This is a genomic window from Vibrio sp. 10N.222.55.A1 (assembly GCF_041473835.1).
Taxonomy (GTDB): Bacteria; Pseudomonadota; Gammaproteobacteria; order Enterobacterales; family Vibrionaceae; genus Vibrio; species Vibrio crassostreae_C.
In genome coordinates this window covers 90,128-104,280 of sequence record NZ_JBFRSX010000011.1, presented here as the reverse complement: position 1 = coordinate 104,280, position 14,153 = coordinate 90,128, and the positions used below count along the sequence as shown (strand labels likewise).

Annotated in this window: 10 protein-coding genes; 6 read left to right on the top strand and 4 right to left on the bottom strand. The window is 45.2% G+C overall.

Annotated features, from left to right (window positions below; translation table 11 throughout):
- Nucleotides 1-456 precede the first annotated feature (456 nt).
- On the top strand, nucleotides 457-1,620 hold the full coding sequence (locus tag AB4493_RS03155) for an amino acid permease (protein WP_017061663.1): 1,164 nt from the start codon (nucleotides 457-459) through the stop codon (nucleotides 1,618-1,620).
- Between the two features lie 121 nt (nucleotides 1,621-1,741).
- Here the strand turns inward: AB4493_RS03155 and AB4493_RS03150 are convergent, their stop codons facing one another.
- Nucleotides 1,742-3,721, bottom strand: coding sequence for a methyl-accepting chemotaxis protein (locus AB4493_RS03150; RefSeq protein WP_017064939.1), 1,980 nt, complete (start codon nucleotides 3,719-3,721; stop codon nucleotides 1,742-1,744).
- Between the two features lie 495 nt (nucleotides 3,722-4,216).
- Here AB4493_RS03150 and AB4493_RS03145 point away from each other — a divergent pair, with 495 nt between their 5' ends.
- Together AB4493_RS03145 and AB4493_RS03140 are read left to right on the top strand one after the other, a co-directional pair.
- A complete protein-coding gene (locus AB4493_RS03145; RefSeq protein ID WP_017061661.1) occupies nucleotides 4,217-4,390 on the top strand; it encodes a hypothetical protein in 174 nt (57 codons plus the stop codon).
- 139 nt (nucleotides 4,391-4,529) lie between these two features.
- On the top strand, nucleotides 4,530-5,114 hold the full coding sequence (locus AB4493_RS03140) for a TetR/AcrR family transcriptional regulator (RefSeq protein WP_137001680.1): 585 nt from the start codon (nucleotides 4,530-4,532) through the stop codon (nucleotides 5,112-5,114).
- A 125-nt stretch (nucleotides 5,115-5,239) separates the two neighbouring features.
- Here AB4493_RS03140 and AB4493_RS03135 read toward each other — a convergent pair whose 3' ends face one another.
- Nucleotides 5,240-7,105 (bottom strand): fructose-specific PTS transporter subunit EIIC, encoded by a 1,866-nt coding sequence (locus AB4493_RS03135; protein ID WP_372154500.1) that lies wholly within the window; start codon nucleotides 7,103-7,105, stop codon nucleotides 5,240-5,242.
- Nucleotides 7,106-7,433: 328 nt separating this feature from the next.
- Between AB4493_RS03135 and AB4493_RS03130 the strand changes: the two genes are divergently transcribed.
- Both AB4493_RS03130 and AB4493_RS03125 read left to right on the top strand, forming a co-directional pair.
- Nucleotides 7,434-7,736 carry a PTS fructose transporter subunit IIB gene (locus AB4493_RS03130; RefSeq protein ID WP_017061658.1) on the top strand — a complete coding sequence of 101 codons (303 nt, stop codon included), beginning with the start codon at nucleotides 7,434-7,436 and terminating at the stop codon, nucleotides 7,734-7,736.
- 7 nt (nucleotides 7,737-7,743) lie between these two features.
- Nucleotides 7,744-8,517 carry a PTS sugar transporter subunit IIA gene (locus AB4493_RS03125; RefSeq protein ID WP_372154499.1) on the top strand — a complete coding sequence of 258 codons (774 nt, stop codon included), beginning with the start codon at nucleotides 7,744-7,746 and terminating at the stop codon, nucleotides 8,515-8,517.
- Nucleotides 8,518-8,672: 155 nt separating this feature from the next.
- Here the strand turns inward: AB4493_RS03125 and AB4493_RS03120 are convergent, their stop codons facing one another.
- Together AB4493_RS03120 and AB4493_RS03115 are read right to left on the bottom strand one after the other, a co-directional pair.
- Nucleotides 8,673-10,442 carry a sodium:solute symporter family transporter gene (locus tag AB4493_RS03120; protein ID WP_372154498.1) on the bottom strand — a complete coding sequence of 590 codons (1,770 nt, stop codon included), beginning with the start codon at nucleotides 10,440-10,442 and terminating at the stop codon, nucleotides 8,673-8,675.
- Between the two features lie 565 nt (nucleotides 10,443-11,007).
- Nucleotides 11,008-11,847, bottom strand: a complete 840-nt coding sequence (locus AB4493_RS03115) for a helix-turn-helix transcriptional regulator (protein ID WP_372154497.1) — start codon at nucleotides 11,845-11,847, stop codon at nucleotides 11,008-11,010.
- A 379-nt stretch (nucleotides 11,848-12,226) separates the two neighbouring features.
- Between AB4493_RS03115 and AB4493_RS03110 the strand changes: the two genes are divergently transcribed.
- Nucleotides 12,227-14,146: a fructose-specific PTS transporter subunit EIIC gene (locus tag AB4493_RS03110; protein ID WP_372154496.1), complete on the top strand. Its 1,920-nt coding sequence runs from the start codon at nucleotides 12,227-12,229 to the stop codon at nucleotides 14,144-14,146.
- The last annotated feature ends 7 nt before the right edge of the window (nucleotides 14,147-14,153 follow it).

The window sequence follows — 14,153 nt, the reverse complement described above, 5'->3', positions numbered from 1 at the left end:
TATGAAGTTGTAGTCAGGTCAACAGAATTTTCGACACTTTTCTCGTTCTTTACCTATTTACCTTCAAATTGATAGAGCGATCTGAGCGTGTCTTTTACCCATAGAACGGTTAGTCATCGACATTGCCTGAACGGGATTCAGGAAAGGAGAAGTATTAAACTTGATGAATTGAAAACAATTAGCTCATAAACATACTTCTTTTTAACTGAATTTTGCCAATTTCTAAATCATTCAATAATGGACGAACGTTAACTAAACGATAAATAAACTCACCGAGTGAATACTTAAATCAACCACACATATACACCAGAAATTCCTGCTTAAATTTTTTAGAAAAATTCAAAATTTATTAGAAATTAACCCCTAACTTTACTGAGTATTTTGTTAGTCTTGGAAACAATTATTTACAATCCAAACAAAATTTAATTGGATCGCTTGAGGTTGTTTTTCTTGAATATGAAATTATTCGGCAGTTCTTTGATTCTGTCAGGAACTGCATTAGGGGCTGGCATGCTCGCTATTCCCATGGTGTTGGCCCAATTTGGCTTCATGATCAGCTCAGTGCTGATGCTACTTATCTTTATCGGCACCACATACTCTGCACTCCTCCTGGCAGAAGCATGCACTAAAACTAAAGACAACAGTGGCATGAGCAGTGTTGCTTACCTCACTCTGGGCAGCAAAGGTAAACACTTTATCAATGCACTCTTTTACCTGTTGCTAGTATGCATGTTGATCGCTTATATCTTGGGTGTCGGTGACATCATTCATAAGCTACTGCTCGACGTTGGTGTCGATGTATCAGCATCCGTTGCGTATACCATTTTCAGCCTATTGATGGGTGCTATCGTCGTCTCGGGCAAGTCTTATATCGACAAACTGAATCGCGGGCTATTCATCTTGATGGTCGTGATGCTGTTTATCGTTATCGCGTCGTTGTTTAGCAACATTCGCCTTGATTACCTTACTCAAACCAGCCAATACACAGCCAATGATGTGGTGCAATACAGCGCGGTTATCTTTACCAGCTTTGCCTCTATGGTGGTGATCCCATCACTGGTGATCTACAACCGTGAAGCGACTCAAAAGCAGATCCGCAATATGATTCTGCTTGGCTCAGTGATTCCATTAATTTGCTACCTGACTTGGTTATTCGCGATTATCGGCAACCTTGGCACAGACGCGATAAGCCAGTTCCACAATATCTCTGAGTTGATCTCTGCGTTCAGCGGCCAATCTGCTTGGTTGAAAGTGGTGATCGCTCTGTTCTCTGCTCTAGCCTTGGTGACTTCTTTCCTCGGCGTGTCGATGGCGCTTTACGACCAAAACAAAGATGCGGTGACCAACAACAAAGCGTTGGCTTATGCGCTAACCTTCATCTTACCTTTGGTATTAGCTGAGCTGTTCGCTAGCCAGTTTGTAAGCATGCTGGACTATGCAGGTATGGTGCTGGTGTTCCTAGCTATCTGGGGCCCACTCGCAATGGTAGTTAAGGTTCGCAGACCTGACTTCCCTCACCTACAAACCGAAGGCAGCTACACAGCAGCCGGTGGCGACACGGCATTAATGGCGACATTTGGTTTTGGTGCGTTGATTTTCGTGTCTTGGTTTATGGGGTAGATCCCCATTGAATGGACTATCTGTTGCCATTTAGAAGACAGCAGATACAAATAGCCCGTTAGTCCTGCTATTAAAAGTAGAGACTAACGGGCATTTTACTTCTTATTGGAGTGCTTGCTAGTTAGCTCTTAAACGTACTCGCAATATCTTTCAATGAAGCTGCTAACTGAGCTTGTTCTTTGGCTGTTGCAGCTATTTGCGTTGCACCTGTCGTAGATTCTGTCGACTTCTGCTCTACTGCCATGACGTTTTGAGCAATATCTTGAGTCACTACCGCTTGCTCTTCGGTAGCGGTTGCGATCTGCTCAGTCATGCTAAAGATCTCGCTCACCGATGCTGAGATACCTTGTAAGGTGTGTTCCACCTCTTTTGAATCCTCAACCGCTTTAGACGACATCTTCTGACTGTTATCAATCACATTAAACGCGGTTTGCACATCAGACTGTAACGAGCTGATGAAACCTTCAATTTCAGCTGTCGACTGCTGAGTACGCTGTGCTAACGTGCGAACTTCATCAGCCACTACCGCAAATCCACGACCTTGCTCACCCGCTCTTGCCGCTTCAATTGCCGCGTTCAATGCTAACAAGTTAGTCTGTTCAGCGACGGACTTAATCACATCAATCACACTGTTGATGTTATTACTGCTCTCGTGTAAGTGCGTGATCTTTTCCGCTAGATCATTAATTTCAGATGCCAGTTTTTCGATAGAGTGGTAAGAGTTTTGAACCGTACTCAAACCTTCTTGAGACTGCTCATCGACCAGTTTAGCGGAACTTGCTGTCTGCTGAGTTTTAGCCGCCACCTCATTTACCGTTGCTGATAACTCTTCTGTCGCCGTCGCAACCAAGCCAATTTGGTCTTGTTGTTGCACTAGCGTGTTCGAATTGTAGTGACAGGTTTGTGAGGTTTCTTCAGCGGCTGAAGCTAAGGTCAGACTCGACTGAGACAGGTTGTCGATAACGTTTGAAAACTTCTCTAGCGTTTCGTTGAGTGCCGAAGAGATCTGTCCAAGCTCGCTGTTGCCAACGAACTTAGCGCGAACTGTTAAGTCGTTGTCATTACGAACCTTAGACAACATCACTGTAAGATCTTTTACTCTCATCGTCAGGTCGCTGATCGCCTTATAGCTCACGAAGGTCGCGAACAAGGTTATCAAAGCAAACAGACCAATACTCATCATCATCGCAGACTGCGCCTCTGACATTTTTTTCTCTGTCAGTGCGATAAGCGACTCTGCTAGGCGGTTTTCTGTTTTCTTTAGCTGAACAATACGAGCGGTAGATTGCGAGAACCAGTACACAGGATCAACATCAAAACCGCTCATCTTAGATTCAGCCAAACCACGAAGCTTTTCTACTTCTGCCACCGAACGATCATTCAATTGCTGTTCAAAGAAACGAACGTTAGCTGGGTTACTCAATACCTCAAAGTTTGAGAAATAGGTATTTTGCTCAGTCACCAAAGAGATGAATTTAACCAACATGCCTGGGCCAAATTCATTTTTAGAGAAGGTATTATTTAGGACAGCACGCTCGATACCCGCTCGCTCTTTACCTTGTAAAAAGTTGTAGTAAGCGATGGTTTCAGTGGTGATGGCAGCATCAGAGCTAAGCTCAGCAATTAACGCCGATACGCTCAGCAGCTTTGCATTCAGTTTGGTGTAGTAACCCAAAGCTTCAGACAGAGGAATCGATTGAGAATCCACTCGATTTCGAATAGAAGTAATTTGATTTAGGCTTTGGCTTATTTCAGTGTTCAGCCGAGTGATCTGCGGTAAATCGATTTCAGCAGATTGCCAGTATTCGGTTTTCAGATTACGTCTATTATCTGCACTGGCTCTTTGTGCACGTAGTTCACTGACAAACTTAGTGCCCTGTGAGCCGATAAACCCAGCCGTCATTCCACGCTCTTTTTGTAACTCATGCACAAGTTCACTGTACACAACCGACAAACGGGTAAGTTGGTTTAATGAAGACAATTCACTGGTGGTTTCTACGCCTTTTGAAATCGCAGAAACGCTAAGCCATAGAAATCCCAAGATCGGTAAAATAAGCAAAGCGATGATTTTTTGCTTAAAAGACATATCGGTTAATTTCATTATCATTTCCCTAGCAGCTAACAAATCTTTTCAGTCATCTAACTCGCACACCCTTAATAAGATGCGCCTCAATTGTGACTGTATAATTATTCAACTTGATCAATGTGCATCAATTACCGTGCCACACAGATCGCGATGCGATGAAGGTAACATTTAACCTTACAAAATTCATTGATTTACCGATAAAACTGTTAGCTAAGCGACCTAACGATACCCAAAACACATGCGACAACATTTTATTGACGTAAGCGACTGAAATCTGACACACTTTAACTACCCAAAAGGGGTAGGCCTGCACCAATTATGTGCTCAGAGAAAACGATATATTCAGAACTAACTATAGATTCAACGCTCACCAGCGATTGATTCACAACTAATCAACTCCCTATTCTGCGCTGATTAACTGTCTATTCCTCGTTAACTAAATATGTATAATGCCGAATTATCAAAGTAGAGATTCGCAATAAATATGCGACAACAACTGAGAGATATTGTATGGATTGTCCCGCTTGCGAAGAACATATCGGTTGGGAATGGGTAGAAGAAGCGGCTATTGAACCCAATGAGGAATTCGATTGTCCAGAGTGCGAAGCAACATTGATGTACACCATCGATGAAGGCACCTACTACGGCGCTCAGCACAAGACCGTAGAAGTTATTGATGATTAAGATTATTTCCTGATGATCTGGATGTTTTATTAACTCTTTGATGTTCTAAGCCTGCGCAAAGCAGCTAAACACACCTTTACTAGAACGGGCGTTCAGCATAAAATATTGAACATATGTTCAGATTAATGAAGTAGATGTTATGGCTAAGACCGCTAAGTTCGATAGACAAGACGTAGTAGATAAAGCAACGAACCTGTATTGGGAAAAGGGCTTTCATGCGACTTCTATGCGCAACCTGCAAGACGTGATTGATATGCGTCCGGGCAGCATCTACGCGACGTTCGGCAGCAAAGAAGGTTTGTTTAAAGAGACGCTTGCTCGCTATACCGAACTTGGCATCCTGAATCTGAACCGCTTCCGCAGTGAAACAGACTCTCCAATCAAAGCGCTCGAAAGCTTCGTCAAACGTGCTGTGGTCGACTCAAAACAAAGTTCGCCAAATGGCATGTGTATGCTGGCAAAAACGGTAGCAGAACTGACTGATGAACACGCCGAATTATTAGAAGAAGCAAAGAAATCACTCAAAATCATGGAAGGTGAGTTCGCTAAGCTGATCGCAGAATCACAAGAATTGGGTGAGATAAGCAAAGAGCGTGAACCGACTCAGCTTGCTCGTCATGTTCAGGTTCAAATCGCAGGCCTGCGTACCTACGCCAAAACCTGTGACGATATCGATTTACTCAACTCAATGGTTGAAGACGTATTTAAGTACCACCCTTTTTAGCGTTTGACCTGACTGATTGGGCACAATACAAAAAGACTCCACTTTCGCCTTAACAGGTCTGAGCGGAGTCTTTTTAGTTTTGATCTAGTTAACTTTATAGATGATAAACTTTGCGGTTTAAAGAGTTACACCTTTCTCATGATCAACGCCTGAGCATTAAGCATTGCTTCCTTAGTACTGACATCCAAGGTTTTCACGTTCGCAAAGCGTTCAACTTCTTTAATCGCCACATCGTGAGCAAAGATCACCAACCTCGCCCTTTCAATGTCTTTCTGGGTAATGCGATTACCTATTCCGTTGGCACCTTGGGTTTCGACTTTAATCCGAACCCCAAGATGATGCGCCGCCTTTTCTAAAGACTTAGCCGCCAAGAAAGTATGAGCAACACCAGACGGGCACGAAGTGATCGCCAACACATCCGCTTGCCCTTCTTCTGTTACCGAACCACCTGCAGACTGATAAGAAAGTTCGTCACCTTCTACCACATTCTTTTTAAGCAGTATCACGATGAATGCCGTGGTTAGCGCCCCCGCAAGTGTGCCAATAATGTAGCCAAGTTTGCCATCAACCACAGGCAGAACAATCCAACCGCCCCATGGTGCATGGTTTACCACATGGAACATAAAACCAACCACATTACCGACAATGCCACCAGCAACCACAGCAGGCAGCACTCGCGCAGGGTCGGCGGCAGCAAAAGGAATCGCGCCTTCACTGATGCCAATCATGCCCATGATGCCCGCCGCTTTACCTGCTTCACGTTCGTCTCTTTTGAATTTCTTTGGCGATAAGAAAGTCGCCAGTGCCATGCCTAGTGGTGGTGTACAAATCGCAATACCAACACCGCCCATCAACCATGGTTGAGTATTCACCTGAGTTTGGGCAAACAGCGTTGCTACTTTATTGATCGGGCCGCCCATATCAAAGGCCGTCATTGCACCTAAAATACTGCCCAATACCATTTTTCCGGAGCCTGCCATGCCCGTGAGCATTTGGTTCATCTCAAGCATTACTTGAGCTATCGGAGAGCCAATCACCCACATCACCGCACCACAGGTCACGAAGGTGCCGACTAATGGATAGATGAAGATAGAGCTCAGCGAGATCATGCTGTCTGGTAGTTTGATCTTCTTAAGTAGATTCACCACAAAACCAGCGAAGAAACCGACCACAATTGCACCGAGAAAGCCGGTATTGTATTGATTCACCGCAACCCAAGAACCAATCATACCGGGCGCTAAACCCGGTTTGTCGGCCATTGAATACGCGATGTAACCACCGAGCACCGCTGTAAACAGGGTTAACCCCGCGATGCCCATCTGTGCGATATCTGCTAACACACCGCTTTCAGGTACTGCACCATGACCCGACATCATCACCGACAAAGACAAAAGCACACCACCTGCAACCACGAAAGGAATCATGTGTGAGGTGCCGTATAACAAGTGTTCTTTAAGGCGATTAAGAGATTGTGCCCAAGGGCTGAGTGGCTCGACATACACTTCATGATGGCTAGAGGCGTAACTATCGAACGATTCTAAATTGGCTTCGAGAAATAGCTCTTGAGCTTCCTCGACCGACTCCACCGCCTTTAATTTTGTAACAAAGCCATCTTCGATAAGCCTGGTCGAAATCTGAGCCAGTACCTCGATATGGTGGTCGTCGTTGTTGTCTGGTGAAGCGAGCATAAAGAACACATCCGACAGCTCGCCGCCGTCTGCGCCATAATCGATGCCAGAACGGCTGATACCTACCGCCACCGCAGGTTTAGCTACGGCAGCACTTTTCGCGTGTGGAATGGCGATGCCATCGTCAAAGCCAGTATTACCGATGGCTTCACGCTTCCAGATGTCGTCAAGGAATTCACGTTTATTAGAGAGCTTACCGGCACGGTCGAGCAGTTCAACAAGCTCTTCAAATACCGCCTGTTTTGAGTCTGCTTGTAAATCCAAACAGATAATCTCGGGCTCGATAATGTTGGTGATATCCATATGCTGCTCTGCCTCGCCTGATTTCAGACTGAAGTAATTACGTAAGTGATAAGGTTAATAAGATGAAAAGATTAACGGTGTGAAGGCACTCAATATATAGGACGAAAGGTGCATTAACTGGATTATTGTAACCAAGAACTCAGAGTGTGACTTTCACCTTGGAATAAAAAACGCCAATCCATAAAATCCACAGAACCCATAACAATATCGTCCCTCCGCCATGCGAGCTTTCTATACTGGATTTTCCATGCAAGATAGCTTTTCCAAGGTAGCTTCTGAAAGGTAGCTTTTGTAACGTAACAGGGACGAGATTAAGCCGAGAATAATAATGAGAATTGTAGCGGTAACTGCGTGCCCTACAGGCATTGCGCACACCTATATGGCAGCTGATGCTCTAAATAAAACAGCCCCTAAGTTCAACGTTTCAATCAAGGTTGAGACGCAAGGCGCTATGGGTATTGAAAACTTACTGACAGCCCAAGATATTACCCTCGCAGACAAGGTGTTGATCGTCTCTGATATCGACATCGGACAACTAAGCCGATTTGACCCAGCTAAAACCGTATTTGTTCCAATGGAAGAGGTATTGTTGAGTATCGATAAAGTCTTTATTAAGCATTGTCGAACTTAAGCTTTTGATGAACGAATACCAGATCACCTTCTTCGTTAACGATCCTGCCGCGAACTCACATGTCGCACAGCCGCTGACTCGCTTAGCGAAGAAGTTCAAAAGCAACATCCGCATTATCAACATCACTCAAAATCGAACCGCTGATCTCTCCAAATCCGTTGCGATGCTGCAAGTAGGTTTACTTCGTGGTGATTTGTGTCAGATAACCGCGGTTGGGATTGATGCGGAGCTGGCCTGTTTCGTTCTCAAAGATGTAATTGCTGAGCATTACGACATGGTTGGTTCGCAAGTGAACCATGAATTCTCTAGCGATTTAATCCAGCGAATGCCACAGATATGCCCGCCTTGTGACATCAAATGGCACCACGCTAAGGCGCAAACCCAACTGACCAAATTTGAGTGCTTAAAAGGGCTCGCTCACCTTGTTTACCCAGAGGATCCAGATGAACTGATTCTGGCATTTATTAAGCGAGAAGAACGCTCTTCAACCTGCGTGTCACCGGGTATCGCACTACCGCATGTAATGTTTGAATCGACCCAAGATCTCTCGATTGCGGTTATCGTCAGTGACGACCCGATTGACTGGGAATCACGTATCGGCGAAGTGCATGTAGCCATTGCTCTTGTTCTGCCAACCAAGCCACAGCGTGAGCACATTGTCGCGGCGACCAACCTAACTCGAAACCTGCTTCACGATCAGGTCAATGAACGTCTGCAAAAGACTCGAAGCAGTGTCGACCTACAAGCCTTGTTGATGTACATCTCGTCACGCCTTATCTAATTCATCTCTTCTGGTCAAACTCAAAGCATCCATTAATCCCCTGTTGTGACACCTATCCAATCGTTATAAGCTCATTTTCTCATACAATAAAAAACGGCTGAGCATTAGAGCTCAGCCGTTTTATGTTTAATTACTTGTTTAACTGGTTAGCTAACTTAAGCTGCTTGTTTCGCATCCTCAACCGAGTCGTCTACAGCTTTCACCAACAGCAAACCAACTACGAATACGATACCGCCACACAGTACGAACATCATTCTTCCCCAGAATGGGTTCGGTAGAGCAAACATCGCCATCACTGCCACACCAGACACTGCGATCAGTGAGCCCAGCATGTGACGTTGTTTGTTGTCCAGTTTCTTCTGTGCTGTTGATTCAGAAACCAATGGTGTCGCAAGGTTGTTGAAGAAGGTATCAACATCTTTCTGACGAGACGCTTCTAGTGGTTTGTAGAACAATGTCGAAAGAACAAAGAAGCCGCCAGTAAACACTAGGTGCGCAATCAGACCTACTGCAACTTTCAAGTCAGACCATTCGCGGCCTGTTAGAGGCTCTAGGTTGAACAAGTTTTGTAGCATTTCAGCGGTAATCACGAAACCAACGATGTAAGACACAATCGCACCGACCACTAGCGTACCCCAACCTGCCCAGTCCGGAGTCTTCTTAAGGAAGAAGCCACAGAATGCTGGAATGGTCATTGGGAAGCCAATAAGTGCACCCACGTACATCATGGTGTCGAACAGACTCAAGCCTTTCAGTGAGTTAATAAACAGTGCGATAAGGATGATAGCGACACCGAAAACCGAAGACATCAACTTAGACACAACCATCAACTCTTTCTCTGTCGCGTTTGGACGAAGAATCGGTTGGTAGAAGTTGATAACAAAGATACCTGAGTTACGGTTTAAACCTGAGTCCATTGAAGACATGGTTGCCGCAAACATCGCTGCAATTAGAAGCCCCACCATACCTGCTGGCATGTATTGCTCTACGAAGTAAAGGTAAGCGAAGTCGCCTGCTTTAGAACCTGCGTCTGGGTAATGTGCTGCAAGGTCAACGCCTTGTCCTGCTACAAACCAAGGTGGCATGAACCAAATGATTGGACCAATTGTCATCAGAATACACGCCAACAGCGCCGCTTTCTTCGCGTTCTTAGAGTCTTTTGCCGCTAGGTAACGGTAAGAGTTCAACATATTGTTGGTGATACTGAACTGCTTGAAGAAGATGAAGAATGCCCAGATACCGAAGATGCTTACGTAGTTCAGGTTGTTACCAGAAACAAACGATGCGCCTTCTGCTACAGGGAAATCGTTGATGATTTCAGTAACGCCGCCACCTTGCACGATAGCCACAGCAGCACATGTTACGGTTACTGCCATGATGATAACCATCTGCATGAAGTCAGACGCGATAACCGCCCATGAACCGCCCGTTACCGACATCACTAGTACAACAAGGCCGGTTAGAACGATGGTGGTTGTCATATCGAAGCCAAAGATGCCCGATGCGATAATCGCCAAACCGTTCAGCCAAATACCCGCAGAAACAATACTGTTCGGCATGCCAGACCAAGTAAACACTTGCTCGTTGAAGCTACCAAAACGCATACGAATCGCGTCAATTGGCGTTACCACGCGTAGTTGACGGAATTTCGGAGCGAAGTACAGGTAGTTCATCAGGTAACCAAATGCGTTCGCTAGGAAGATAACCGCGACAGCCATACCATCGGCATACGCTTTACCCGCTGCGCCAGTGAAGGTCCAAGCACTGAACTGAGTCATAAACGCAGTTGCGCCAACCATCCACCAAAGCATGTTACCGCCCCCGCGGAAATAGTCACTGGTTGTACTGGTGAACGTTCTAAACATCCAACCTATTGCGATAAGGAAAAGGAAATAAATTCCTACGATCAGAGTATTGAGTTCCATGTATAAGTCTTCTTTATGATGAATATCTGAAGAGCATATTATCTATTGAATTTTTAATTTGTAGTATTATAAGTCAAGGTTGTGATGGGGCGTATAAACCTGAATATTTGATTTCGAGGCATGAATTACACGTTAGTAAACAAAGAACAATCCAACGAAAAGTAAACATTTAAAATCAATAACTTAAAAACATTTCAATCAGTAATCTGGACAACAATAACAAGATTTTATCGTCTCGATAAGTGGTTTTTAATTTACTTAGCATTCATTAAATGCATCGCATTAATACATCAACTCTCACACGTTTAATTCAATAAATAGGCAACGAAAAATAATAAGCAACTCGCAAAGCGAACCCGTAATGTTATTAATTGGGGTTATTTAGTGAAACGGGATAAATAGAAATCGTGCCTAAAGATAAGGTTGGGAAATAAGGTGTAGAAATAAACGGCAGAGGAGAACACAAAGCAAATTGATCACCACAACACAGAGCTCACTGTGGTGATCTAGTCATACAAATTTCGGTCGTATACGCTCTGGTCAGAAAAGGTCATTTGAAGGGATATTAGATAGAGCCACGATATTCGGTCGGCGTTCTTCCGGTGCGATTCTTAAACACTCGACAGAAGTAGTTCACATCCTTAAAGCCACAACGCACTGCCACTTCATTGAGCTTGAAGTTGTACTTTTTGAGCATGAACTTAGCGCGATCGACCCGCACGCGGGTAATGTACTCTGCTAGCGTCATGTGGCCTTGCTGACGGAACATTCGCGACAAGTGATTGGATGAAATGCTAAAGCGTGAGGCAATGCTGTCTCGGGTGATTTGGCGGTGGAAGTTCTCTTGAATGTAGATACAAATCCCCTGATACACATCCTGTACTCGGCTATGAGATTTTTCTACGGGCGCTTCCAGCATGATTTTACTGTATTGCAGTAGAGCTTGCAGCAATAACTCATCCATCGGCTGCTTGTTGCTCTCCCTCGCTAGCGAGCTAAGCGCCTCCAAGATATTATCAATCGCAAACCCTGATCGAGTCTGAATACTGTGCTTTTGGATATCGTAAAAGCTCTCCTCGCCTTTGCGCTTACTCACCAAGCTTAAACCAAGCTGACGACGACCAAACAACATACTCAACACTGAGCAGTCAGTATCCCAATTGGGTTTATTCCAGCAGTTCGGTGGGATGAAAATCGCGTCTCCAGCTTTGGCAATAACGTTAGTTATTTTGCGATCATGACTCTCCATTTCATTAATATACTCTCCGTCTAGCACCAGCTCTAAGCGCGGAAAGTTCACCTGATAACTGAATGCTGAAGGCGTGTGAAAATCTCCCGCAAACCAGATGTTATGAAACGGTTCTCGCTCGTTTAATACCGACGAGATTAGGTCATGAAATATCATTGTTTCGAACTCTTATAAGCAGCAATAAGGCTACGGGAATAGATATACTCCTTAGTGAAACATAGCGCTATTGAGCAAAATCACAATTTGAGATCTAGGTTACAAAAATCCAGTAGTGGAAATAAATCTCCAGTCTAAGGCCAGATTTAGAACACTGTTATCATGATAGAAAAATCAATCTAAGCCCTTATCAATAAAAGCGTTATAACCTCATAAAAGCTGTCAACACTCCCCCAAACAGGCACTCCTAACCGATCAAAATCACACTCCATTTATAAGGCAACAATCATCCAGTAAATGCATTTTTTCTTCACTACAGAAGGCAAGCCGTAGATTCCAGAATACCCCTAACAAAATAAAAACAGAGTAGGGGTTCATTATGATCACGACATTGATCAATCAAGATTTGATTAAGCTTTCGCTTAACGCCAATTCCAAAGAAGACGTTTTTAAAGAGCTGATAGACGTGCTGTACGCACAAGGTCGAATTTCAGACAAAGCGCAGTTCCTTACCGACATTAAAGCGCGAGAAGAACAAGGCAACACAGGGTTTGAAGAAGGCATCGCCTTACCACATGCGAAAAGTAGCGCGGTGATCAAACCTGCAGTAGTGATCGGTGTCCACAAAGAAGGGATCGAGTACGGCGCAGATGACGGTCAGCCATCAAAACTATTCTTCATGATTGCCTCTCCTGATGGCGGCGATAATCACCACATCGAAGTACTGGCAGAACTTTCTTCAAAACTGATTGAAGAAGGCTTTATCGAAAGCTTCATGAATGCTCAATCTGAACAAGAAGCTTTGGAACTACTGCTTGCCAAACCTGAGCCGTCAGAAACTGAAACCAACGAAACTGAAACCAAACTAGAAAAGCAAGGCTTCATCATTGGTGTGACAGGCTGCCCAGCTGGCGTCGCACACACATATTTAGCAGCCGAAGCACTAGAAAAAGGCGCGGCGGCTCTTGGCTACGACATCAAGGTCGAAACCAACGGTTCTATTGGCGTTAAGAACAGCCCAACTCGAGAAGAGATCGAACGCGCAGATGCGATTGTGGTGGCTTGTGACAAACAGGTCGACATGGCTCGCTTTGCCGGAAAATGCGTTATCAAAACCAACGTAAAAGCGCCAATCAAAGACGCGCAAGGCTTGATTAAGCAAGCACTCAACGCGCCAAGCTACCAAGCAGAACAAGCACCGACCAACCAATCTGTTGCAGAGAAAGCCTCGCAAGCACGTTCAGACCTTTACCGTTACTTGATGAATGGCGTATCTCACATGATCCCATTCGTGGTGACGGGCGGTCTTTTGATTGCCCTAGCACTAGCCATTGGCGGTGAGCCGAGTGAATCTGGCATGGCAATTCCTGCTGGCAGCATGTGGAACCAAATCCTAGAGGTGGGTGTGGTGGCCTTCACCCTGATGATCCCAATCTTGGCTGGCTACATTGCTTACGCGATTGCTGACCGCCCTGCCCTAACCCCTGGCTTAATTGGCGGCTGGATTGCCAACAACGGTTCTTTCTATGGCGCTGACGCAGGTACTGGCTTCATTGGCGCAATCATCGCGGGTTTATTAGTGGGTTACTTCGTTAAATGGATTACTTCGTTTAACTACCACAAATTCGTTCAACCGCTTGTGCCTATCATGATCGCTCCGATCACTGGCTCTTTGTTCATCGCAGGTTTGTTCATTTTTGTTATTGGCGCACCTATCGCTGGGCTGATGGATGCTCTTACTGCACTGCTAACCAGCATGAGTACAGGCAACGTGGTTCTGCTTGGTATTGTCCTTGGTGGCATGGCCGGCTTTGATATGGGCGGCCCGTTCAACAAAGTAGCGTTCCTATTCTCGGTCGGCATGATTGCTAGCGGTCAAACTCAATTCATGGGTGCAATGGCGTGTGCAATCCCTGTCGCTCCCCTTGGTATGGCTATCGCAACCAGACTTGGCCGTAAGTTCGACCTATTCGAATCTTCTGAGATTGAAGCAGGTAAAGCAGCAGGCGCGATGGGCTTGGTGGGTATCTCTGAAGGTGCGATTCCATTCGCGGCTCAAGATCCAATGTCAGTTATCCCAGCCAACGTGCTTGGCTCAATGACTGCTGCGGTAATGGCGTTCTCGTTTGGTATCACCAACAGTGTTGCTCACGGTGGTCCAGTGGTCGCTCTACTTGGCGCAATGAACTACCCACTGCTAGCACTGTTGTGCATGGCGTCTGGTGCAGGCGTAACTGCGGTTACTTGTATCGCACTTAAAAATCTACGCAAAGCCAAGCTAGCAACAGCAGCGGCTTAAGCCATTT

Coding starts and splice junctions, on each gene's coding strand:
- AB4493_RS03155 (WP_017061663.1), top strand. CDS start 457: ATGAAATTATTCGGCAGTTCTTTGATTCTGTCAGGAACTGCATTAGGG.
- AB4493_RS03150 (WP_017064939.1), bottom strand. CDS start 3,721: ATGAAATTAACCGATATGTCTTTTAAGCAAAAAATCATCGCTTTGCTT.
- AB4493_RS03145 (WP_017061661.1), top strand. CDS start 4,217: ATGGATTGTCCCGCTTGCGAAGAACATATCGGTTGGGAATGGGTAGAA.
- AB4493_RS03140 (WP_137001680.1), top strand. CDS start 4,530: ATGGCTAAGACCGCTAAGTTCGATAGACAAGACGTAGTAGATAAAGCA.
- AB4493_RS03135 (WP_372154500.1), bottom strand. CDS start 7,105: ATGGATATCACCAACATTATCGAGCCCGAGATTATCTGTTTGGATTTA.
- AB4493_RS03130 (WP_017061658.1), top strand. CDS start 7,434: ATGAGAATTGTAGCGGTAACTGCGTGCCCTACAGGCATTGCGCACACC.
- AB4493_RS03125 (WP_372154499.1), top strand. CDS start 7,744: ATGAACGAATACCAGATCACCTTCTTCGTTAACGATCCTGCCGCGAAC.
- AB4493_RS03120 (WP_372154498.1), bottom strand. CDS start 10,442: ATGGAACTCAATACTCTGATCGTAGGAATTTATTTCCTTTTCCTTATC.
- AB4493_RS03115 (WP_372154497.1), bottom strand. CDS start 11,847: ATGATATTTCATGACCTAATCTCGTCGGTATTAAACGAGCGAGAACCG.
- AB4493_RS03110 (WP_372154496.1), top strand. CDS start 12,227: ATGATCACGACATTGATCAATCAAGATTTGATTAAGCTTTCGCTTAAC.